Annotated in this window: 20 protein-coding genes; 1 reads left to right on the top strand and 19 read right to left on the bottom strand. The window is 48.3% G+C overall.

Annotated elements, in window-relative coordinates; genetic code table 11:
- Nucleotides 1-18: 18 nt before the first annotated feature.
- The 19 genes from M3212_RS14450 to M3212_RS14360 form a co-directional block, all read right to left on the bottom strand.
- Entirely contained in the window at nucleotides 19-1,212 is a 1,194-nt protein-coding gene (locus M3212_RS14450; RefSeq protein WP_251194683.1) for an iron-containing alcohol dehydrogenase, read from the bottom strand.
- 183 nt (nucleotides 1,213-1,395) lie between these two features.
- Nucleotides 1,396-3,141 carry a sigma-54 interaction domain-containing protein gene (locus M3212_RS14445; protein WP_251194682.1) on the bottom strand — a complete coding sequence of 582 codons (1,746 nt, stop codon included), beginning with the start codon at nucleotides 3,139-3,141 and terminating at the stop codon, nucleotides 1,396-1,398.
- 267 nt (nucleotides 3,142-3,408) lie between these two features.
- Nucleotides 3,409-3,774 (bottom strand): GIY-YIG nuclease family protein, encoded by a 366-nt coding sequence (locus M3212_RS14440; protein ID WP_251194681.1) that lies wholly within the window; start codon nucleotides 3,772-3,774, stop codon nucleotides 3,409-3,411.
- A gap of 17 nt (nucleotides 3,775-3,791) precedes the next feature.
- Nucleotides 3,792-4,547, bottom strand: coding sequence for a DUF2087 domain-containing protein (locus M3212_RS14435; protein ID WP_251194680.1), 756 nt, complete (start codon nucleotides 4,545-4,547; stop codon nucleotides 3,792-3,794).
- A 186-nt stretch (nucleotides 4,548-4,733) separates the two neighbouring features.
- Nucleotides 4,734-5,579 (bottom strand): aldo/keto reductase, encoded by an 846-nt coding sequence (locus tag M3212_RS14430; protein WP_251194679.1) that lies wholly within the window; start codon nucleotides 5,577-5,579, stop codon nucleotides 4,734-4,736.
- 223 nt (nucleotides 5,580-5,802) lie between these two features.
- A complete protein-coding gene (locus M3212_RS14425; protein WP_251194678.1) occupies nucleotides 5,803-6,084 on the bottom strand; it encodes a DNA-binding protein in 282 nt (93 codons plus the stop codon).
- An 18-nt stretch (nucleotides 6,085-6,102) separates the two neighbouring features.
- Nucleotides 6,103-7,200: a LolA family protein gene (locus tag M3212_RS14420; protein ID WP_251194677.1), complete on the bottom strand. Its 1,098-nt coding sequence runs from the start codon at nucleotides 7,198-7,200 to the stop codon at nucleotides 6,103-6,105.
- Complete coding sequence (locus M3212_RS14415) at nucleotides 7,178-8,665, bottom strand: sensor histidine kinase (protein ID WP_251194676.1); 1,488 nt, start codon at nucleotides 8,663-8,665, stop codon at nucleotides 7,178-7,180. Before M3212_RS14415 ends, M3212_RS14420 begins: the two co-directional genes overlap by 23 nt.
- A complete protein-coding gene (locus tag M3212_RS14410) occupies nucleotides 8,662-9,366 on the bottom strand; it encodes a response regulator transcription factor (RefSeq protein WP_251194675.1) in 705 nt (234 codons plus the stop codon). The genes M3212_RS14415 and M3212_RS14410 overlap by 4 nt, the downstream gene beginning before the upstream one ends.
- A 247-nt stretch (nucleotides 9,367-9,613) precedes the next feature.
- Nucleotides 9,614-10,510, bottom strand: coding sequence for an ethanolamine ammonia-lyase subunit EutC (gene eutC / locus M3212_RS14405; RefSeq protein ID WP_251194674.1), 897 nt, complete (start codon nucleotides 10,508-10,510; stop codon nucleotides 9,614-9,616).
- A 15-nt stretch (nucleotides 10,511-10,525) separates the two neighbouring features.
- On the bottom strand, nucleotides 10,526-11,887 hold the full coding sequence (locus M3212_RS14400) for an ethanolamine ammonia-lyase subunit EutB (RefSeq protein WP_251194673.1): 1,362 nt from the start codon (nucleotides 11,885-11,887) through the stop codon (nucleotides 10,526-10,528).
- A gap of 19 nt (nucleotides 11,888-11,906) precedes the next feature.
- Complete coding sequence (locus M3212_RS14395) at nucleotides 11,907-13,349, bottom strand: ethanolamine ammonia-lyase reactivating factor EutA (RefSeq protein WP_251194716.1); 1,443 nt, start codon at nucleotides 13,347-13,349, stop codon at nucleotides 11,907-11,909.
- A gap of 357 nt (nucleotides 13,350-13,706) precedes the next feature.
- The gene (locus M3212_RS14390) at nucleotides 13,707-14,276 is read right to left on the bottom strand and encodes an ANTAR domain-containing response regulator (RefSeq protein WP_251194672.1); all 570 of its coding nucleotides are present in this window, start codon (nucleotides 14,274-14,276) and stop codon (nucleotides 13,707-13,709) included.
- The gene (locus M3212_RS14385) at nucleotides 14,273-15,697 is read right to left on the bottom strand and encodes a sensor histidine kinase (RefSeq protein ID WP_251194671.1); all 1,425 of its coding nucleotides are present in this window, start codon (nucleotides 15,695-15,697) and stop codon (nucleotides 14,273-14,275) included. The genes M3212_RS14390 and M3212_RS14385 overlap by 4 nt, the downstream gene beginning before the upstream one ends.
- Nucleotides 15,698-15,897: 200 nt before the next feature.
- Nucleotides 15,898-16,479, bottom strand: a complete 582-nt coding sequence (locus M3212_RS14380) for a TetR/AcrR family transcriptional regulator (RefSeq protein WP_251194670.1) — start codon at nucleotides 16,477-16,479, stop codon at nucleotides 15,898-15,900.
- Nucleotides 16,480-16,546: 67 nt separating this feature from the next.
- The gene (locus tag M3212_RS14375; protein ID WP_251194669.1) at nucleotides 16,547-17,908 is read right to left on the bottom strand and encodes a cytochrome P450; all 1,362 of its coding nucleotides are present in this window, start codon (nucleotides 17,906-17,908) and stop codon (nucleotides 16,547-16,549) included.
- Between the two features lie 142 nt (nucleotides 17,909-18,050).
- Complete coding sequence (locus tag M3212_RS14370; RefSeq protein ID WP_251194668.1) at nucleotides 18,051-18,608, bottom strand: thioredoxin family protein; 558 nt, start codon at nucleotides 18,606-18,608, stop codon at nucleotides 18,051-18,053.
- Nucleotides 18,609-18,672: 64 nt separating this feature from the next.
- Nucleotides 18,673-19,542: a putative RNA methyltransferase gene (locus M3212_RS14365; protein WP_251194667.1), complete on the bottom strand. Its 870-nt coding sequence runs from the start codon at nucleotides 19,540-19,542 to the stop codon at nucleotides 18,673-18,675.
- 532 nt (nucleotides 19,543-20,074) lie between these two features.
- Nucleotides 20,075-20,845 (bottom strand): MerR family transcriptional regulator, encoded by a 771-nt coding sequence (locus tag M3212_RS14360; RefSeq protein WP_251194666.1) that lies wholly within the window; start codon nucleotides 20,843-20,845, stop codon nucleotides 20,075-20,077.
- A 136-nt stretch (nucleotides 20,846-20,981) separates the two neighbouring features.
- On the opposite strand from M3212_RS14360, the gene M3212_RS14355 reads away from it, so the two are divergent.
- Nucleotides 20,982-21,608, top strand: coding sequence for a DJ-1/PfpI family protein (locus M3212_RS14355; RefSeq protein ID WP_251194665.1), 627 nt, complete (start codon nucleotides 20,982-20,984; stop codon nucleotides 21,606-21,608).
- Nucleotides 21,609-21,677 lie beyond the last annotated feature (69 nt).

Below are 21,677 nucleotides of genomic sequence, written 5' to 3'. Positions count from 1 at the left end.
TGCTTCCTCCACTTCTTTTTATTTTCCTTTTGAGACAGGTCGCTGTTCATAGCTGAACAGTTCTTCGTACAGGTGCATGATTTCTGCTTTTGCAGGCACCCTCGGATTGTTCTGCGGACTCCCGCTTTCAAGCGCGTCGACGGCCATCTTTTCCAGCTGACTCGCATACAGCTCCTCGTCGATCCCCCATTGCCGGAGTGTGGGAATGTCCAGCCTCGCACAAAGAGAGATAAAGCTTTCGACTAAGGCATCCGACAGCTCCATCTCGCTGTCCTCGCGACGTTCCGGCATCAGGACCCGTGCGATTTCAGCGAGTCGATCGCGGCAGCTCTCCTTCGTATACTCAAGCACAACCGGTAGCAGCATCGCGTTGGATACACCGTGCGGCACGTCAAAAAGCGCACCGATTGGCCGCGACATGCCATGAACAAGGCAAACAGAAGCATTTGAAAAGGCCATTCCAGCCAGCATTGAACCATAAATCAATTCATGCCGCGCCTGAAGGTTTTCCCCATCATGATAGGCGATCTCGATATGATGATAGATACGTTCCAACGCTGATAATGCCAGCATATCCGTAAACGGATGCGCCTTTTTGCTGATATATGCCTCAAGGGCATGCGTCAAGGCGTCGATTCCCGTCGCCGCGGTAATATGAGGCGGTGATGAAACCGTCAATACCGGGTCGACGATGGCCTTTTGCGGGATAAAAGCTTCCTGCTTGATCATCATTTTGACGGCGTTTGCTGTATTTGTAACGACTGTCACATCCGTCGCCTCCGAACCGGTTCCCCCTGTTGTCGGGATCGCTATTAGCGGGAGCGGATGTTTCTCCGCGATCCTCCCGCCGTTCATATAGTCACTGATCGTCCCACCATTCGTTGCCAATACCGCCACGGCTTTAGCCGTATCAATGCAGCTCCCTCCCCCAAGGGCAATAATGTGATCGCAGCCATTTTGCTGCAATAACGTTAATGCCTGATCCACATAGATGTCTTTTGGCTCCGTTTCCACGCCCAAATACTCATGCCAATACACGCTGCTCTCCTCCAGCAGCTCGCCCGCCCTGTCAACATTGCCAAGGCTTTTCATTATCTGATCACTAATCAGTAAAGCCTTGGTGCCAACCTTCCTTGCTTCAACTCCCACCTGCTGAAAACTGCCTATTCCATACACGATTGTTTTCGGCAATTGGTTCGTTATTAGTTGCATGCTCGATCCCTCCCAGCCTCTTACATTGCAACTAACGTGCCAACTTACAAGATCAGGATTCGCAAGCGCTTTCGTTTTATTTGTTGCTTAAATGCGACAAACGGAGCGATCAACGTCACATAAATTCAACAATAAAAAATGATCAAGCGTTGATTGGCCAATAAAAAAAGAGGAGTGATCCTTTTACTCCTCTAACTGAAACTCCTTTAACTTACGATATAACGTTGCGCGGTGAATACCTAGACGCTTTGCCGCTTCCGTCTTATTTCCTCCGACCTCTAGCAGCACCTCTCTAATTTTATGTTTTTCACCGGCGTCCGCCGCTTCCTTTAATGACGCTGCGGGGATGACCGGATTTTGAAATACGTGCGGTAGATCTGCCTGGCTGACCTCGGTCCCGTCAGTCATGGTCATCACATAATTAACCGTATTCACCAGTTCACGCACATTCCCGGGCCAATCATAAGAGAGCAGCAGGCGTAAAGCCTCTTCCCCAAACTGCTTTTTCTTCATTTGATAGTCGGCGGCACATCTTTCCATATAATGACTAAGTAGAAGGGGAATGTCTTCTACTCTCTCCCGTAGCGGCGGCAGCTGAAGCGGAATCACATTCAAACGGTAATAGAGATCCTGGCGAAATGCCCCTGTCTCTACTAAACCTTCCAAACCGGTATTCGTTGCGGCAATCAGCCGGACATTTACGAGCATCGAACGGCTGCCGCCGACTCTCGTAATCTCTTTCGTCTCCAGCACTCTGAGGAGCTTTGCCTGCATCGCCGGCGACATATCAGCAACTTCATCTAAAAACAATGTCCCGCCGGACGCCTGCTCGAACTTGCCGCTGGCTCCGCCGCGCTTCGCTCCGGTAAAAGCTCCTTCCTCGTAGCCGAACAGTTCAGCTTCCAGCAATGATTCAGGAACGGCCGCACAATTGACCGCCACAAACGGTCCCTCCCGCTGAGAACTGAGATGGTGGATCGAGCGGGCAAATAACTCCTTCCCCGTTCCGCTCTCCCCCGTTATTAAAACGGTCGCCTTCGTTCGTGCCGCTTTCCTCGCAAAGCTTTTACAGGTTTGTAATGCCCTGCTTTTTCCGATCATCTGCTCAAATGAATAGACGCTGTCTGCCCGTACTTCTGTGCGGTCCTCCCTGATAATTGCCGGACCCGCCTGCTGCAAAATCTGATACAGCTCTGATACTCCTTCAAAGATCAGCATGCCAATCGCGCCAATAACATGCTGCTTCTGCCAAATCGGGATGCGGTGGACTACCATTTTCTGACCTTGAATCATCTGAACCTTGCCTCTTTGCGGCATACCGGATTTCACCACATGATGAAGCTCGGTATTATCAATCACGTCACCAACAAACTTACCAATCACTTCCTGCTCCGTCTGTTTCCCGAGAAAGCTTAAATAAGCTTTGTTCATGTTGACTATTTTCCCTTGCCTATCTACAATGACAATCCCCTCGTAAGCGCTTTCAAGAATCGTTTCCAAAATTGCCTTCTGCTGATGATCCGCCCGAAAAAAATGCTCATTCGCTTGACGCCACCGCTCCTTTGTAATTGCCCCCTCCAGTCCGCTTTCATGCTTGACCAGGACAAGCGGCAAATCGTTAAAGCGAAGGTCATGGATCGAGGAGCCGCTGTCGACAAAGGTTACCTCTTCAAGCGCCTCCAGTGGAAGAACACTTTCCAGGGAATCAACCTCTGTCATTAACCGCAGCATCGTATTCGCTTCGATCGTCCCCCGCACATCGTTCTGCTCATCAATCACAATAAGAGGATGAACCGCTTTGCGAATTAGCCGCGCCCATTCTTGAAGCGACTGCTGACGATAAACAACAAATGTTACCGGCTCTGCCCAGTACCCGCAGGCATCTGGTTCAGCTGTCCTAAACGCAAACTCATGTAGCTGCTGCTCCATCACTTGCCCTCCTTTAAGACTGATGGCAGACAGGAAAACCTGCTCCCGCCCGCCTTCAATCCGACTCATCGCTTCCGGGAATGATTATGTTCCATTTTAGCATAATTTTTTGTGGAAGTGACGTAGTAACCTAGAGCTGAAGCAACCTGATGAAAAGAGGAATTCTCAATGCCTTAATTTAAACAAACGTTTCATTAAATAGTGTGCTCCAGGGCCTTCCCGTTCGAGCGCTCTATCCTTCTATTCCTGCAACCCTCCAGGCATTCTTCAATTTCCCTGTTCGACAAATTGGTTATAGCCCCGCTCTCCAAAAGGTCGCAGCCGGTCCAACCATTTCTTTTCCATCTCTTCTAAAGCTTGCTTCTCATTAAAAAACGGCTCATCCTTCTTTTTCAAAATTTCTATAATGTCAAAGCGAAACGCATCTTTTCCATATTCATTCCATTCATTTTGCAGCTCTTTATTCGGCGTATATGCTCCAGTCTCAAGCATGAACCGGATTCCATTTATTGTTTTAATGTTCTTTGTGCTACCGATTAATATTTTTTGATTGATGTTATTTTTAATTTGATAGACGCCTGCTTCAATCGGCTGCTCTTTATAAAGGTGTTTCAATTCTTTTTTTCGTTCCATCTCTATCTCCTGCTTTCTTAACCTCTCAACCAATAGGCGCTGCCATCCGCCTTTCGATCGAGAAAGCCGTATTCGATTAAATATCTTCTGATCATCACATAATCGTCGTAAATCCACTTCAGCACTTGATTTAGTTCTTTTTCGTCATAAACGTAAGCAGGGTCGAGCTGCTTGACGATCTCTCTCAAGACGACAAGGCGCTGCTTTTCCTTTGGCGGAAATTTCTTTAGCGACTTATCGGCTCCGTCCGGAAAATACTTGTCGATGATCGCCTTCTCCTCTTCTTCTGTAATATTGTACCGGTCATCGACCATTGTCGCCGTCTTGTGAACCGGAATAAAAGACGGAGCGTGCTGATCCTTTTCCTTCAGCAATTCCATCATCGCTAAAAAGGTTTTCGCCTGTCTTTCTTTTTCCTTCAACGCAAACCGGTGATGCCGGATTGTCGACGGACTGCCAATCTCAAGCTCCGCTTGAATCTCCTTATCACTCTTCCCTTGATAAAAAAGGCGAAGCAGCTTTTTCTGATGATTGGTTAACCCGGTCAGCTTCTTATCCATTCCTAAAAGATAGTCAAACACCGAGTTGTGCGTTTTTTCAATATGAATCCGCATAAACCTCTCTGCCTCATATGAGACATTCTCATAGGGATAAATTACTCCCTTTTCGACTTTTTCCCCGCATAGCAGACAGCTGTACGAATGCTGCTCTTCGACAAAGCCTTGTTTTAGTTGATCAAGCGATGCCTCCCAAAACTGCTCAGATACATCCATATCAAACACATCCATTTTAAGTTTGTTAAAATGCAAACAAAATATAAATTCGTTTGTATTTTATATTCATCATACTGATAATCCGAATGTTCGTCAACCTGAAAAAGGCTCTAAGCAAATGGAACACGGAACCTCGCTCCGTCCGGCCATTCACTTAGAACCAACCTGTTTTCTCACCTTCTATTTTTAAAATTCCTCATAGATCGCCGGATCCTGGTTCTTCAACCTTCCATCAGGACGCGTTAATTCCGAAATGGCCTTCATATCTGCTTCGTCTAATGAAAAATCAAATATGGAAATATTCTCGACCTGCCTTTCTGGAGAAGCAGATTTCGGAATAGAGATCGCGCCGAGCTGATAATGCCACCTTAACACTATCTGTGAAACCGATTTATGATAGTTGTCGGCAAGCTGCTGAAGTGTCTTGTTTTGAAAGAGCTGATTTGCTCTCGCCAGCGGGCTCCATGATTGGGTCTTGATCTGATTGCTTTCATGCCACGCTCTTTGTTCGGCCTGATTAAAGAAAGGATGCAGCTCAATTTGATTGATGCTTGGCTTGATCCCCGTCTCCCGCTCCAGACGCTCAAGATGCTCCGGTAAAAAATTGCAAACCCCGATCGAACGAATCAGCCCTTGCTTTTTCGCATCAAGTAAGGCCTGCCACGCTTCCACATAGTGATCCTGTTTAGGGTTCGGCCAATGAATGAGATACAGGTCATAATAGTCCAGATTCGCCCGAAATAACGATTCCTGAAGCGCAGTTTGAGCTTTTTCATATTCCTGATAACGCCCCGGAAGCTTAGAGGTAACGAGTATTTCTTCCCTCGGAACCGAGCTTTGCCTAATCGCTTCCCCTACCGTTCCCTCATTTTCATAATTATAAGCCGAATCAATCAGGCGATAGCCTCTTTCATCAATCGCCCCCCGGATCGCTTCGACACCTTGTGCCCCTTTCAACCGGTACGTCCCCAATCCAATCACGGGAAGTGTCACGCCATCATGAAGAGTAACTTCTGGAACGACATATTCCATTTCACATAACTCCTTTCAGACTCGGTAAGCTCTCTTACATTATGAATAGATTAACATATTCCTCCAATTAATACCCGGGTAAAGCGAGGGGAGACAGTAGCAATTGTTCCGCTCATGGCTAAGAGGCCAGGCAAAAGGTTGACTCCTTTTATCCCAGCCTCCATCTTCTATTTTTATAAAAGCGTCAAGCGAGCTTCGAGACCTCTTCCGCTAAGCCTCCGGATTACGACTCACCAAGCTTCATCACCCATTCGCGGAGCTTGTGCTTCGGATAATAGATCGTGCCGTTTAAGACGAGATGGGGAATATCTGGGTGCTCTGCCGTTAAGCTTTTGGCATCCTCTTTGGAGATATTCAGGAAATCGTGAACATTTTTATCCCGGATCAACTCGTGTTCATCTTCAGCCGAGTCGAGCAAGCCCTCCGCCTGAGGATGATGAAAGTTCCTCAACCCTTCGCCGATAAAATAACCGGCAGCTGCGATGCCGACTGCTAACGAAATCATTGTCCCGCTCCCTTTTCGTTATTCAGCAACGATCATCTGCTCGCTCAAGTCGATAAACTCGTCGACAGTTAGCTCTGAATGAGCCAGAATAACCGAATAGGAAAGTCCCTCTTCCTGCCATACTAGCGAGCGGAATTCATTTACCTCTAAGTAAGATCCTTCTTGCCCGCGAATTGTTATTTTTTCTTCACCCAGGGAAGCAAGCTCCTCTTCTGCCTGCTCCGATGCTTCAAATACCGTTACAGAAAAATGCGTGACTCCTTCTTTCACATATTCGATTGTCACTTCCGCGCGGTCCCACTCCCCTTGCAGCTCCATCACTTCAATTCGTCCAATCGTAAGCTCTTCGGTTTCAGGAATGTAGGAAAACGGCTTGCCGACATATTCAATCGCTTCATCCAATGTCAACTCCTTCGGTTCCATATAGCTCAGATCCTGCCATTCCACGTCCTCAGGAAGCTCCAGTTCAAAAAGATCATCCGTGATCTCAGCCTCAAAATCAACCACCGTGTATGTCCAATCGATCGTCAAGTTGCCTGAGCTGGAGACATTTTTTAAGATCATCCAATTCTCTTTGTCGACCCAAATCTCCTGATCGCCGACCAGTTTGCCTTCTTCATTCGCCGTCGCAATCAAATGATGAGCCGCCCGGCCGGCAATTTCCGCTTCCTGTCCGGCTGAAATCGTGTGCGTATCTCGAATGAGGCTTAATATTTGCTCAGCCTGCTGCTTAGGAGACATCGGCGTAAGCGTGGAAAGCTCATCCTCCGAGCTGGCAAAGTGCATGGCCTTGTTCGCCAACGGCTGGTAGCTGATCAATGCCGTTCCTGTATTGACAGAGATTTCTGTTGAATCGCCCTCACTGTTCACAATGTCGACCCGCCGCTTTCCATCCGCGCTAACCCACTCCTTCAAACGATACTGATCAATCACCTGATCACCCTCGCTGGTCGTCATTTGCGCCTCACCATAGTAAGCCTGAACACCTTCCTGCTCCTCTAACGCCTGACTCAGCACCTGCTCTGGTGAATACTGACTACCGCCAGCAGCACATCCAAATAACAGCAGGGAGAATCCTGCGAGACCAGTTGCTTTACCGAGATTCCTTTTGTTCATCTTCTTCACCTTCCCCTTCATATTTTGGCAATTGGCAAACGACACATGTACCGGCCTCCTCTTCTGAGAAAAACCAAACCTCGCCGCCATGCTTTTCAATAATTTGCTTTGTAATGCTCAACCCAAGTCCCGTACCGCGAGATTCCTTTTTCGTTCTCGCCTGATCGGCCTGATAAAGCGGATCAAACACATACGGTCCGTGTTCCTTCTGGACGCCCTTTCCTTCATTTTGCACGACCAGATAGAGCGCTTCCTCTGCAAACCGCAGCTGTTCTGCTGCAAACGGAAAAATCCACTCCGGCTGCCTGCATGTGTCCGAAAACGCCGCCAGCCAAATGGTTTTCCCCGGCGCGGTATGCTGGATAGCATTGCTCATCAAATTGTCCGCCACCCGCATCAGCTGTTGCGGATTAACGAAGTACGCTCCGCTCACTTCACAGCTCACATGAATGGTGATCCCTTTTTCGCGGCAGAGCGGCTCATAATCGGCAACGAGCATTTCGAAGAACTCCTGACCTTCGACCTTGACGAACGTCATCTCATAATTGGATGATTGCATCAGCGTGAACATCAGCAGGTCATCGAGCATCTGTTTCATATAATTGGCTTTATCAAGCACGATCATATGGTATTCCTTCCGTTCCTCCTCCGCCAGCCTGTCCCCTGAATGGAGAATTTCTTCGGTATAGGCGCGAATCGACGTTAAAGGCGTTTTCAAGTCATGTGAAAGCGTGGCAATCATATATTCCTTTTCCTTTTGCTCTTTCTCGACCGCTTTCTGCGCGTCTTCGATTTGCCTTTTCATCCGGTAAAAATGCTCTGTCAGCAGACCGATTTCATCGTCGTTGGTTCTGACTTCCTCGATCTCTTGACGCTTGGCAAATGCCGTCATCTGTTCCATCAGCAGCTTTAACCGCCGGTTTAATTTCCGATTAAGCAGAAAAATAACGCTAATATAGATGATCAGAAACAGGAGCGCCAATCCGACAAACGTCAGCCAGCTTCTTTCTTCGACAGCAGCAAGCCATTCACTTCGACCAACTTGTACTTCAAAAAAACCAATCACTTCATTGCTTTCCAAAACGGGTTGTCTGTAACTGTATGCCCGATGTCCCTGCTCCAGCTTGTATAAATCCTGGTACAATCTGTCAAGCGGAGTAGCAAAGGAGGAGGTGTTCCATGGAGCGGAACTGTATAAAGTAAAGCCGTCACGATTATAGAGCAAAATGAACAGTTGAGAATCGGTCAAATCTTCCACCCTCGTCCAGTCGGAGGACGGCTGGTACAGCGCCGGATCATCGAGTACAGCAATAATCGTCTGGAGTTCAGACCATGTTTGAAAATACTCCTCAACATTTTGCTCATGATGATAGGCCTGAATTGAAGCGACAAGGAAATAAGCCCCCGCCAGCGGAAGAACCATCACGATAAAGTAGGAGAGCAGCAGCCATGTCTTCAGCTTCATGTTGGCTCCCCGATAAAGCAGTAGCCTTTGCCCCATACGGTCTGAACAAAGCGGGGACTTTTCACTGGATCGCCAAGTTTTTCCCTAAGTGACTTCACATGAACAGTGACGGTATGCAGCCCATTTGCATCGACCTGCAGCCATACATGCTGATAGAGTTCGCTTTTGGAAAAGATCCGGTTTGGATGCTGAGTCAGAAGCTTCAGCAGTTCAAACTCCTTCACTGTCAACTCTTTTTCTTTTCCATCGATGAACACCTTTTGCTGGTCCCAGTCAATCATTAACCCGTTATCATAGGCGGTCGTGTCGCTGAAATCTGCGGTCCCTTTATAGCGGTGCCAGCGTTTGATTGCCGATTCTACCCGCGCTTTCAGTTCGGTAATGCTAAACGGCTTTTGCACATAATCGTCCGCGCCAATATCAACGAGCCCTTTCACCTTATCCTCATCTTCCGTCCGAGCACTAATAATCAATAACGGAATATCGCTTTTCCAGCGGATATTCCGGCAAAGAGTAAAGCCATCCATTTCAGGCAGCATTAAATCAACCAGCACAAGATCAAACGTGTCACGCAAAAAATCCTCCCAGCCTTCCAGTCCAGTCGTAGCCCATGTCACCTCATACCCTTCCCGGGAAAACGCATCTCGAATGACACGGGCAATTTCCGGATCATCCTCTACTAACAATAATCGTGCATCCATGCTTATTCCTCCTGACTACAATGTATCATGCGCATTTTTCATCTCTGTCTATTTTATCGTTTCTTTATAAATAGGGAACGCGCTTTTTCCTTTGGAGCAGGGAAAAGGAAGAGGCCGGGTCAAAAGGTTGTGTTTTACCTTTTGCCCAGCCTCTTCCGAATAAGCGGACCGCACCGCACGAGCTATAAAAAGCCGGCTTTCTCCGGCACCTTCCAGTTTCCTATTTAACAATGAAGATCGGCCACTGTCAGCTCTCCATCCTGGCCAACGACACCCCGCTTGCCCGGTGCGTTACTACTTTTTCAACGACGGTGCTAATATACGCTCCTGCTTCAACCGGTGGAATTCCGCCTTTATGAATATTGGAAACAACCATTCGTTCCGCTTCGATTGTACCGCTTCTCGGGCGATAGCAAAGATAGGCGCTTAACGATTCCGCGCTTCCCAGGCCCGGACGCTCGCCAATGAGGAGAACGATCACCTCGGGACGTAAAATCTCGCCGACATCATCCATTACGGCTACTCTTCCATTTTCAATGTAAAAGGGCGTTCCGAGCTTGTGGCCGGCACTGATTAACGCCTGCTGCAACGATAAATAGACATCTGCGGCATTTTCCTCGACAGCACTGGCGCTCAGTCCATTTGATAGGATTATTTGCACAGTCGGGGACGCTTCACAGTTCCTGCGAATGACCTGCTTCGCCTCTTCGGCCAGCTTCCTGCCATAATCGGGGCGGATCATATACGTTTCTTTGTCCGCTACCTGCGTGTTCACCTTAAACAAATTCAGCTCCTCCAGCAGTGCATCACTGACCTGGCCATAGACAGCATCCACCGCCGCGGCATGGTCATAGCGGAATTTGAGCCACTCCTTCGTTTTCGGCCGTACTCCGGCTCTGCCAACTCCAATCCGGGCAGGCGTCTTGTTCATCAGCTCCCGCAGCTTCTCGGCTTTATGCTCCGGTTCCCTCAACGCGGCGTGCTTGATCCGGACAGCGGGAGAAGCCTCCTCCGTCGGCGATTCTATGAAAAGGGATTGTGTCTTGCTCGTACTCGTCTCAGTTGATCTCTCCCGAATATTCGTGACTTTATTTTGGCTGCTGTTCTTCTCATCTTGCCGCCTTTCAATAAACTCTGAATTCACTATCCTCAACTCCTATCATGAAAAGATCGTCGGATCTCCAGCGAGCTTGCTTAGCTTTCCATTTTCGAATATCCCCATTTGTTCCAACCACTCCGCGAAGCGTGGTGAAGGCGGTCGTCCTAATGTTTGCCGCAGCGTGGCAATATCGTGATAGCTCATGGATTGATAGTTCAACATGCAATCATCACCCATCGGTGTCGCGATAATAAAATTCACTCCGGCAGCTGTCAGCAAGACGCCCAAGTCTTCAATATCATTCTGGTCGGCCTTAATATGATTGGTATAGCAAATGTCGACCCCCATCGGGATGCCGTGAAGCTTAGCCATAAAATGATCCTCAAGCCCCGCTCTGATCACCTGCTTGCTGTTATATAAATATTCTGGTCCAATGAAGCCGACAACCGTGTTGACGATATATGGATCATAATGGCGGGCAAAGCCATAATTACGTGATTCAAGCGTCATTTGATCGATTCCGTAATGTGCTTCGGACGACAGTTCCGAGCCTTGCCCCGTCTCAAAATAGAGCCGCTGCGGACCTGTTCCCGTACCGTATGTTTTCACGAGCTGATTCGCTTCCTCCAGCAGCGCAGCGGAAATGCCAAATGATTTATTGGCTGCCTCGGTACCGGCGATGCTTTGAAAAATCATATCGGCTGGCGCTCCCTGCTCGACGGCCTTCATTTGTGTCGTCACATGCGCAAGCACACAATTTTGCGTTGGAATTTCCCACTCCTGTATGAATTGATGAGTCGCATGCAGCAGGCGCTTCACGCTCTCAACAGAATCATCAACCGGATTAATGCCGATGACCGCATCGCCGACGCCATAGGAGAGCCCTTCCTTTAACGAGGCGAGCATCCCTTCCACATGATCGGTCGGATGGTTCGGCTGGAGACGTGAGGCCAGCGTTCCTTTATGACCAATCGCGCTGTTGCATTTCGTAATAACCTCGATTTTATTCGCTCCATAAACAAGGTCAAGGTTCGACATCAACTTGGCGACAGCGGCGATCATCTCACTGTTTAACCCCCGGCTGACCCGCAGCAGCTCCTCCCCTGTCACCTCATCGCTTAAAATATATTCACGCAGCTCGGCGACCGACCAGTTTTTCATTGATTGATAAATCGGTTCATTGATCTGTTCTTCAATAATTCTTGACACCTCATCCTCTTCCGGCGTCAACAATGGATTCTCCCGTATTTCACCGAGCGTCAGCTGACTGACTACTTCCTTGGCGGCAATTCGCTCTTGGACGGTTTCCGCCGCAATCCCCGCCAGACGATCCCCTGATTTCTCTTCATTTGCTTTCGCGAACAACTCCTTTAATGAGGAAAATTGATACACGGTTCCAAGATAGGTTGTTTGCAGCTTCATACATAAGCCCTCCTCTCTCTTAATGTTGAAATGTCAACGTTTTGACGACGAATGGCACGACACCTGTCTTGAGAAGGTGACCGATATCAATATAGTCACCATGGCCGACATGAATCTGGTCAATCGAGATGACGCTTTGCTGCCTGGCCTGAAACGTCAGCGTCTGTCCAAGCACTTTCGCATAATCCGCTTCAAGCACAATGACCAAAGGCTGAGCGCTGAACGGCTTTGCCTGAATTGCCTCCAGCAGTACTCCCGCTAAAAACTGCACATCCTTAAAGCTTAAATAAGGGATGTCACTCACATACAGAGCAAAATTTTGCCCTTCACGCTGCGGATCATAGAGCTCAATTGCCTGCTTCACCGCCTGATGAATAACCGCTTTCCCGGTTTTGAGATCATGATTGAGGCTGACGCGAAAGACGGGCAAATTTTTGATCGGCAAATCAGCCGGATCAACCTGAATCGTCGCGCCGCTAATGTCCGTCGTTTGCATGCCTGCCCCCAGCACCGTAGCGCGCACCGTTTCACTCGGAGGAATCCACCTCCACGATGCTAAGCCGCTGTTCTCTTGAAGTGAGGTCGCCAAAAGCTCGCCGATATCTTCGTATACCGTCTCTTCGGTCGCTCTTTCATAACGGTACAGACATTCACTGACTCCTCCTGAAAACATGATCGCTTCTATTTCTTCCTCCCAGTCGGGAGGATGCCCAAGAAGCAGCACATCATCTTCGCCGATAAGCCTGCACCGAAGCATTCGTTCAATAACCGCGGCCATATAATCGGTTATTTGTTTCAGCTCCGGCCGCGTATAGCCGCGACCTTCTACAAGCGTTACTCCAAGCTGCGGCAGCAGCTGTTTGATTGGCGGCGACAAGCGCTGAATATGGCCATCGGACAATTCAATCAGTCGTCCACCTATGTGCAACGTACATGTTCCACAAAGCTTCCCGGCCTGATAAACAGCTACATTTGCCGTCCCTCCGCCGATGTCGATATTGGCGACCACCTTTCCCGTCTTTTTGGAATATTCGTAAGCTCCCGATCCTTTTGCGGCAATGATTCCTTCTAAATCCGGCCCGGCTGTCGCCACTAGAAAATCGCCGGCATAGTCAGATAAATGATCGACGACCTCTCTAGCATTGTGCTTTGTTGCCGTCTCCCCTGTAATCATCACGGCGCCCGTTTTAATATCAGCCGGCGCTATCCCTGCCTTTGCATATTCCAGCATAACGAGGTCTTTTACCTTTTTCATGTCAATTGCCGTCGCGGACTTTAGCGGTGTTCGATAAATCGGACTCCGATGAATGATCTCTTTGTTGACAATTTCGATGCGCGGCATATGCATCCCACCCGCCATGTTTCGAATGAAAAATTTGCTTAAAACGAGCTTCGTCGTGCTCGTTCCAATATCAATTCCGGCACTGTAGATCTCCTCGCTTCCAGGGACAAATGAGTGAATAACGAAGTCACCTCCTCATTTTGACGCAATCAAAAAGGCGCCTTACAAAAACCTCATCCACTGCGATGAAAGTTTGTATAAGGCGCCTTTGCCGATTAGATTCATTTGCTATAGAACGTATTATAGACGAACTGATTCTTGTTGTACACCGCTTCATTCAAAAAATTCTGTCAGATTATCTTACAATCCTCTTTTAAGCAAAGAGCGGCATCGCCATGATCGATTAAAGCTCCTTGTACGGAAGCTGCTGAAAAGTACGATGCCCACTTTTTCAACAGCTTTTTCGTAATGAGCGTAGGGACATTGCCACAAGCCCCCAACTCCGCTGTAGAAAGGTTGTGTTTTTTAAGGCACAGCTTACGACTCCCTCTTTACGATCTCACGGGCGATTGCCTCCATGCCGACCTGTTTATCCATGCTCATTCGTCTCAGCTTCCGATACGCTTCCTCCTCGGACAGGCTATATTTGTTCATTAGCATTCCCTTCGCCTTCTCAATCAGCTTTCGATCCTTCAGCTTCTGATCCATTTCCTCGACCTGCCGCCGGTAGAGCCGGGCATTTTCCGCCTGCTGCAAGGCAATTTCCACCGCTGGAATAAGGCTCGCTTCGGAAACCGGCTTAACTAAATAACCGACGATATTCGCCCTCTTCGCTTTATCGATGTATTCCCGCTGGCTGTAGGCGGTCAACAGCAAAATCGGCAGATCCAGTCTTTTCGAGATGATTTCGCTTGCCTTCAGTCCGTTTAATTTCGGCATTTTAATATCCATGATAATTAAGTCCGGCTTCAATTGAAACGCGTGCTCAATCGCTTTCTCTCCATCCCCCGCCTGAGCGATGACCTCATAGCCCGCTTCCTCAAGCATCATGGAAACATCAAGCCGGACAATCGATTCATCTTCAACGAGCAAGATCCGTTTTTTCACCGCAACACCAACTCCCTGTTCAGCGGGATATCAACCGTAGCGACAGTCCCTGCTTCCATTTGCCTGATCGAAAACTCACCCGCCAAATCATGCTCAATCAGCATCGTCACGATATCGAGCCCTAACGAAGACCTCGCCTCCGGGGCAAATCCTTTTCCATCGTCCGTGACACGAATCAAAAAACGATCCCCTTCCCGCGTAAACGTAACGTCGACCTGACCTTTATCCATCCCGTCAAATGCATGCTTCACACAATTTTGGATTAATTCATTGATAATTAACGCAATCGTCACAGCCTTGCTTGACTCAATCTGAACCGGTATTCCTGAATAGGAGAGCTCAATTTTCTTTTCCTCGCGCTCTGCTTCACCGACAAGAGCGTTGCCGATTTTCTCAACGAGCTGATAGAGATCGACGACATCAACATTTGAATTGGCAAGGATGATTTCATACACAGCGGCGATGCTCGTAATCCGGTTCAAGCTTTCAGCAAAGTAAACCTTGCTTTCTTCCGGTAATCCTCTTTTCATTTGCAGACGCAGCAGGCTGGCCACCGTCTGCAAATTGTTTTTCACCCGATGGTGAACCTCGCGCAGCGTAACAGTTTTGACGAGCAGCTCCCGTTCCTTCTCGCGCAATTCTGTGATGTTTTTCAAAATGACAATTGCGCTTTTGTCATGATCGAGCTGTGTGAGCGGGATTTTCTTCACTTGAAATATCTGGTCAAGAATAGGAATTTCGCTTACAAGCACCTCCTCCTCATCCTCCAAAATCGCAGCGACCTCCGGGAAATAATCGGTAAGCCGATTCCCTACCTTTCCTTCCCCGCCTATTTCGTGAATCAAATTAATCGCCGGGCGATTCGTATAGAACAACTCGCCCTGATCATTAATAAAGAAGATCGAATCCTCCATCACTTCAGGCAATATCGGCTGTTGCTCCGTGATCCCGATCAGCATTTCGCTCAATGTCTCATTCGCCTCCGACAAAGCCTTCACCTTTTGCTGATAATGCAGCTCTTCACTTGCTTTCTCCATAATGACCGTGCCGATAACCCGCCCCCGCGGCCCCAAGAGTGGAACAACACTTTGCTCCACTGTCCTGCCCTCCTGCGTTAACGCGCGATTTTGAAACATCGGCTTGCCTGTCCGTAACGTATTAAATACCGCCGGCTCGAACGCTTCATACGCAAACTTTCCAACTACCGGGTTCTCGTACACCGGTAAGGCTGTCGCAGGTGAGGCTTCCGCCACCACAATCGCATGCTGGCCCTCCTTCGTCAGACAGTCAATAAAAATATTCGCTTTATTCAGATCAGCAATAAGCTGTAAATTGGCGGCGACTCCTTGAATAACCTCTATATCTTCTGCGCTTAAATTCGTATAATTCAAGCACAGCTCCTGCACCATTTCTCTTCTCATCCATACTTCACCTGCTTTTTGAAAGCCGTACATTCTGGCTCTGACTCTTGTCCATAGTATATTTTTGTTACCTTTCTGATGCAACTGATTTTAAAGGGATTCTGTCTGTAACCGCTGTTCAGAAAAAACAAAAAAGATACGGGAAAGGGAGTTCATCCTTTTTCCATATCTCTAAAACCGTAGGCGCTCGCTTCGTGAAGCTATGCCTGCAACGCTTTTTGCACAAATCTCGTCAGGTTTTCGATATACAACTCGACAGAGGCAGACGAACGGTGCACGTAATAATCATCAACCGCCTGATCGGTCAATGACACGATCAGCCTTGAGATCACCTTCGGATCGAACTGAGAATCGACGCTTCCCTCTTCCTGCCACTTTCTAATATACGCTTCCAGCAGCTCATAAAATGGCGCAAACAGCTCTCTCCATTCCTGCGGGTCTGAGGAAAGCACGGCACAGCCATTCATCAGGATATTAAAAATGTCCAAATAGTCACTCATGCTGTGAAAGGCCACCCGGAGCCCTTCGCGGAGTCCCTGCTCAAACGTAGCACTTTCGTTGAGACTTTCACTCACCACGTCAAATACCTTGTCCATCATTTCCTTCGTCAATGCTTGAATCAGCGCGTTCTTCGAATCAAAATATAAATAAAACGTCCCTTGGGCTATCCCTGCCCGTTTGACAATCTCCGATACCTTTGTCGCTTCCAGTCCTTTTTCCGCGAGCACCTCGCGCGCCACAGAAAGAATCTCCGCCCGCCGCTCTGCATTCTGCTGTTTCATCACCAATCACCCGCTCGTTAAAATGGCTCCAAAAAGATCGTTCCAGACCCTTTTGGAGCATCTATTCTTATCGTTTATGCAGCCTCATGTTGATCCCGTGCTTCGGCCGCAGTGTAATCGACGGCTCCATTTTAATTGGCAGCTGATCGACGAGTTCAAAGCGGAACTCTCTGACAATCGTTGCGAGTAGAAGCATCGCCTCCATCATCGCAAACCGTTCCCCGATACAAATTCGAGGGCCGCCGCCGAAAGGGAAATAAACATATTTAGAAGGCTTGTTATCGATATTATCCCACCTTTCCGGAGAAAAAGTCAAAGGATCATTGAAATAGCGCAGATTCCGGTGCATCGCCCACTGACTGATCATCACCTCCGAGCCGGCCGGAATCTCGTAGCCTCCGAGTGTGACGTCCTGCTCTGCGTATCTTGAAATCAACCATACTGTCGGCTGAATGCGCAGCGTTTCTTTAATTACATTCTCGGTATAAGACAGCTTCGATAAGTCAGCCAGCGTGGCGGGACGATCACCTACTACCCGAGACACTTCCTGATACAATTTCTCCTCGATATCCGGGTGCTGGGAAAGCAAGTAAAAGGCCCAGCTGAGCGTATTGGCCGTTGTTTCATGCCCTGCTAAAAATAGGGCAATGACCTCGTCGCGCAGCTGCTGATCGGTCATCGTGCTGCCATCGTCTTCATCATAAGTGGAAATCAGCATGGAAAGAAGGTCGCCCCGGTCACCAGGGTGATTCCGTCTTTCTTCTATGATGGCATAGATCATGTTATCCAAGTCAGCCACCGCCTCCTTTAGCTGACGATTAACTGGCGGGACGAGCTTACCAAGTCCGATTAGATGCAAAATATGGCGGAATACATTTGTCATTTGCGTGTTGAAGGCGGTCATCACCGTATCGAGCGCGCGGCTCGCATCACGGGAGTCGCCTTGATGAAGGTCGAGGTCAAACAGAGTCTTCGTCGCGATCGCCATCGTCAGCTGCATCATTTCGTCATTGATATCCCGTTTGTCCCCATCGTTCCACTGCGCTACCATCCGCTCGCTGTAACGCACCATCGTCCCGGCATAATCAGCAATCCGCCCCGGATGAAAGGCAGGCTGGGATAAACGGCGTTGTCTGAGCCAGAACGATCCTTCACTTGTCAGTAAACCATTGCCGAATACGAGCCCCATAATTGGGTCCTGCTGATACCCTTTCGAAAACTCGCCGCCTTTGTTCATGAAAACGTATTGAATATGCTCGGGATCGTTAAGGAGAAATGACTCCCTGTCCTTCTCAAATTTCAAGCGGACAATCTCTCCATACTGCTGACTGCATTTTGTAATAAAGCGGAGCGGATCTCTCCCAAACTCAACCGTATTTCCTAAAACAGGATTTCCCTTCGGTCCGGTCGGCATCGTTTTTGCTGGCATCTTTCTGGCTCCCTTCTTCAAGACAAATTATGACTGACTGTCAGTCATAATTGTAAATGGAGTACTTCCTTATTGTCAATAATAGTCTTTAAAAACCGGGACCGGTCCAAAACAACCTTTTTTGAACCAGCCCCGCACTTTTTTACCCTATCAGACTCCGCACGGTCTTTTTAAAGCTTTCATAGACAGAAAGCCAGAGCTGGGAATCCTCTGCATATGTTGATTTCAGCGCGGCGTACATCGCTTTTTGCTTTTCCTCAAAGCCGGGGTCCTCCTTCGGTGGTAAGCCAGCCCGCAGCCCGTCAACCAATTTCTGTCCTTCAGGAGAACGCGGGCCCCATTTCCCAACAAGCTGCCCTTGTTCATCTAAAATCAAAACAATCGGAATCGCCCGCCCGCCATTTGTTAAGTGACGGTCGATCAAATCAGTATCTGCATCACGCAACGCGACACGCATTTCGACACCAGCGGCCTCTGCTACTTTACGAATGACCGGATTAATCATCATCGCATCCCCGCACCAGTCTTCGGTGATTATCAGGAAGTGAAGACGATGCCGCTTCAACGTGTCCACAAAGCCGTCCTCAGGCAGTTCAAATGCTTTATACACGCCGGTGCTTTCTTCTTTCAGCTTGCTCATTTCTTCCATGTACGTCTGAATTGATTTTCCTTCTTCAAAGTACTGCTGTTCCGTTTTCATCTCTTCACGCTCCTTATCCCCCTTATCTTAATACCCGCCACGGTGAAAAGCAAAAATGTGCCGACTATCCTTTCAGCCGTCCGACTATAATTTCTAAATCAATTGTAATTCCGGCTGTTACCCGCTCCGAAAAACGCACAATCCTCTCCCTTTCCGCGGTCCAGGACAGCGGAGACATTAACGCGAGCTGGGACAGGTGAGCTTGATTCAAGCTTGTTACATGGCTGACATCCATCACGTCAACGAGCTCAAAGTGCTCTTTAAACCGGTGGGCCGGACTCTGTTTTCGGTAAACCTTTTTCTCCGTCTCCATAAATAACGCCTCTCGCAGCTCTTTTAAATAGTTCTGGCGCGGAACGACCTTTATCACGATCCCGTCTGGAGCGAGCAGCCGCTGAAACTCCTTGTAATTGGCTGGTGACAGGATATTCAAAATCGCATCGAACACCCCGTCAGTGAATGGTGATTTTGCTAAATCCCCGACGAACCAAAGCGGCTCCTTATAGGACTGGGCAGCCAGCTTAATGCCTTCCTTTGAAAGATCAAGACCAACCCCGGTTATAACCGGCTGTTGGCTCCGCTCGATTATCCGTTGCAAATGCGACCCTTCGCCACACCCGGCATCTAACATGAAAAGAGAGGAACGCCCGGCGGCGAAGTATTCCTTAACCACTTTGGCGATCTTCTGATGTAACACGTCATATAGTCCGCTGGCCGTAATAATCTCCTGTCTTGCCATGAACAATCTTTTATCATATTGCTGATTTCCCGGGCGGTTCAGCATGTTGACGTAGCCTTGTCTCGCCAGGTCAAACGTGTGGCCGTCCGCGCAAATCAAGCTGCCATTCTTCACTTGTAAGGAGCGCCGGCAATATGGGCAGCAAATCGCCGCAATATGCTGTTGAACGCTCTCCATCTTTTTTTGTTTATTCATTCCTGCTCACTCTTCCCTTCTGCTTTATCAGGAGCCAGCGGCTGCCTGAACGAAAAAAATCACAGGCAGACTGCCTGTGATTGAGAGTAAAGGGAAACGTCCACACCCAAGTCAGGTTAAGAGTGAGGAAGCCGTCTCACATACACCTTCTCCCGTTTCGCAAAAGAAGGAATAATGGACATAAAGAAAGAAAGGCAGCACGATCCACCTTTCTTTCATGACATATTCATCGCAGAAAGACCGGCTTAAAGGATTATCCTTAAGCGGCCTTTCCAATATGAAATGAAGATTATTAAAAAAGGGCAGACTGATCCCGTTTACTCTGCAAACACAAAACAGAGCCTTTGAACGTATTTAATTACCGGTTCAAAGCTGGGAAACGCAGTCTAATATAATGTACCATTTTTTAATAATCCTCCATAACCTGCTATATTATTTATTATAGTTTCTCGTCCACCCAATGTCAAAAGCACGGATGAGGGGGTCCTCATATAGAAAGGCGGCCGGACGGAAAATCCGCCGCCTTTCTCGATTAATTACCGTTTTCCAATCCGGTATAAATATGAATCGCATCGCGCAGAAAAGCGGCCATCCCGGGCTGCTTCTTATCATAAAATGCCGTGAACCGTTCATCATCGACATACATTTGCGCCAGACCGGCGTGCGCCTCCTTGGAATAGCTCGCCCACGTAAAGCCGAGCCATTGGCGATGCAGATCGGCCGCCTTTTGCGCCAGCTCCCCCGCCGGATCGCCTGTTAAAAACGCCTCATGCAACACATCCAGAACTTCCTCGCCGAGCCTTTCCATCTCGGCATACTGCTCCTTCGTCATGCTTTTCAATGCAGCATTTGAATGCTCAACAGTCTTCTCCCCGTATTTCTCTCTTATTTCCGCGCCATACTTTCGCTCGTTCTCATCTACTAACGTCTGTTTAAACGCTTCAAACTTTTCGCTGTCACTCATCGTTATTCTCCCTTCCTTTGCAGCCAACGTCTTTTCCACAGTGGCAATCAACGCATCCAGCTGCTTTTGCTTTGTCAGAAGCTTATCGCGATGCTCTTTCAATGTCTTTACTTCATTGAAGGTCGGAGAGGTGACGATCTCCTTGATCCGTTCAAGATCTACTTCCAGCTCGCGGTAAAACAAAATTTGCTGCAGCTTATCGACCTCCGCCTGTCCATAGATCCGATACCCGGATGAATTGATTCTTGCCGGCTTCAGAATCCCGATTTCATCATAATAACGAATTGTTCGGCTCGTCACTCCCGCCATTTGCGCCAGTTTTTGCACCGTATATTCCATCACTTCACCTCCTGACTCCTTCACTATAAACGTTTACGCAGCGTCAATGTAAAGAGCGAATCCTAAAAAAATTTCACTTTCTCTCCACTTGCTCCATATACCCATATAGGGTATTATGACAAAAAGGGGGAATTTAATGCCTAACCAGTATAACGTTGGAATTTTGCTGTTTGATCATGTTGATGCGCTCGACTTCGCTGGGCCGTATGAAGTTTTTAATATGACGACGTATGAGAGGGAAGATGTAAACCACCTGCTTAAAGGTGACTTACCGCGAGAAAAGAAGCCTTTTCTCGTTCATACAGTTTCGGAGAACGGCCAGGACGTTCACGTCAATCACGGATTAATCGTCTCTCCCGACTATAGTTTGGCGAATTGTCCGAGCTTTGATGTCATCATTGTACCCGGCGGACCGCTAAAAGCGATTACCGCTGTTTCGCAAAACAAAGCAATCATTGACTGGATTGCCTCCTATCATGATAAACTGATCGCCTCCGTCTGTACCGGCGCACTGTTCGTGGCGCAATCCGGTGCGCTGGCAGGGAAGCGCGCAACAACTCACCACTCGGCATTAAGATTACTGGAAACACGTCATCCGGACATCGACGTCGTCAGAGAAGGAAAATTCGTTGACGAAGGGACGGTGGTCACCTCAGCTGGCGTCTCAGCGGGAATCAATATGGCTTTGCACGTTGTCAAAAAACTGCTCGGTGAGGAAACCGCGCACCGGACAGCAAGTACGATAAATTTTACAGCTTCGTGAAAAAATGAGTGGAGTAGAATAGAAAACTTTCTTACTATTCATATTGTTCATTTCATGGTTATTTTCTGA

Origin of the sequence: Halalkalibacter oceani, assembly GCF_023715705.1 — a bacterium.
Taxonomy (GTDB): domain Bacteria; phylum Bacillota; class Bacilli; order Bacillales; family Bacillaceae_D; genus Halalkalibacter; species Halalkalibacter oceani_A.
This window is presented reverse-complemented; position numbering and strand designations above follow the sequence as displayed.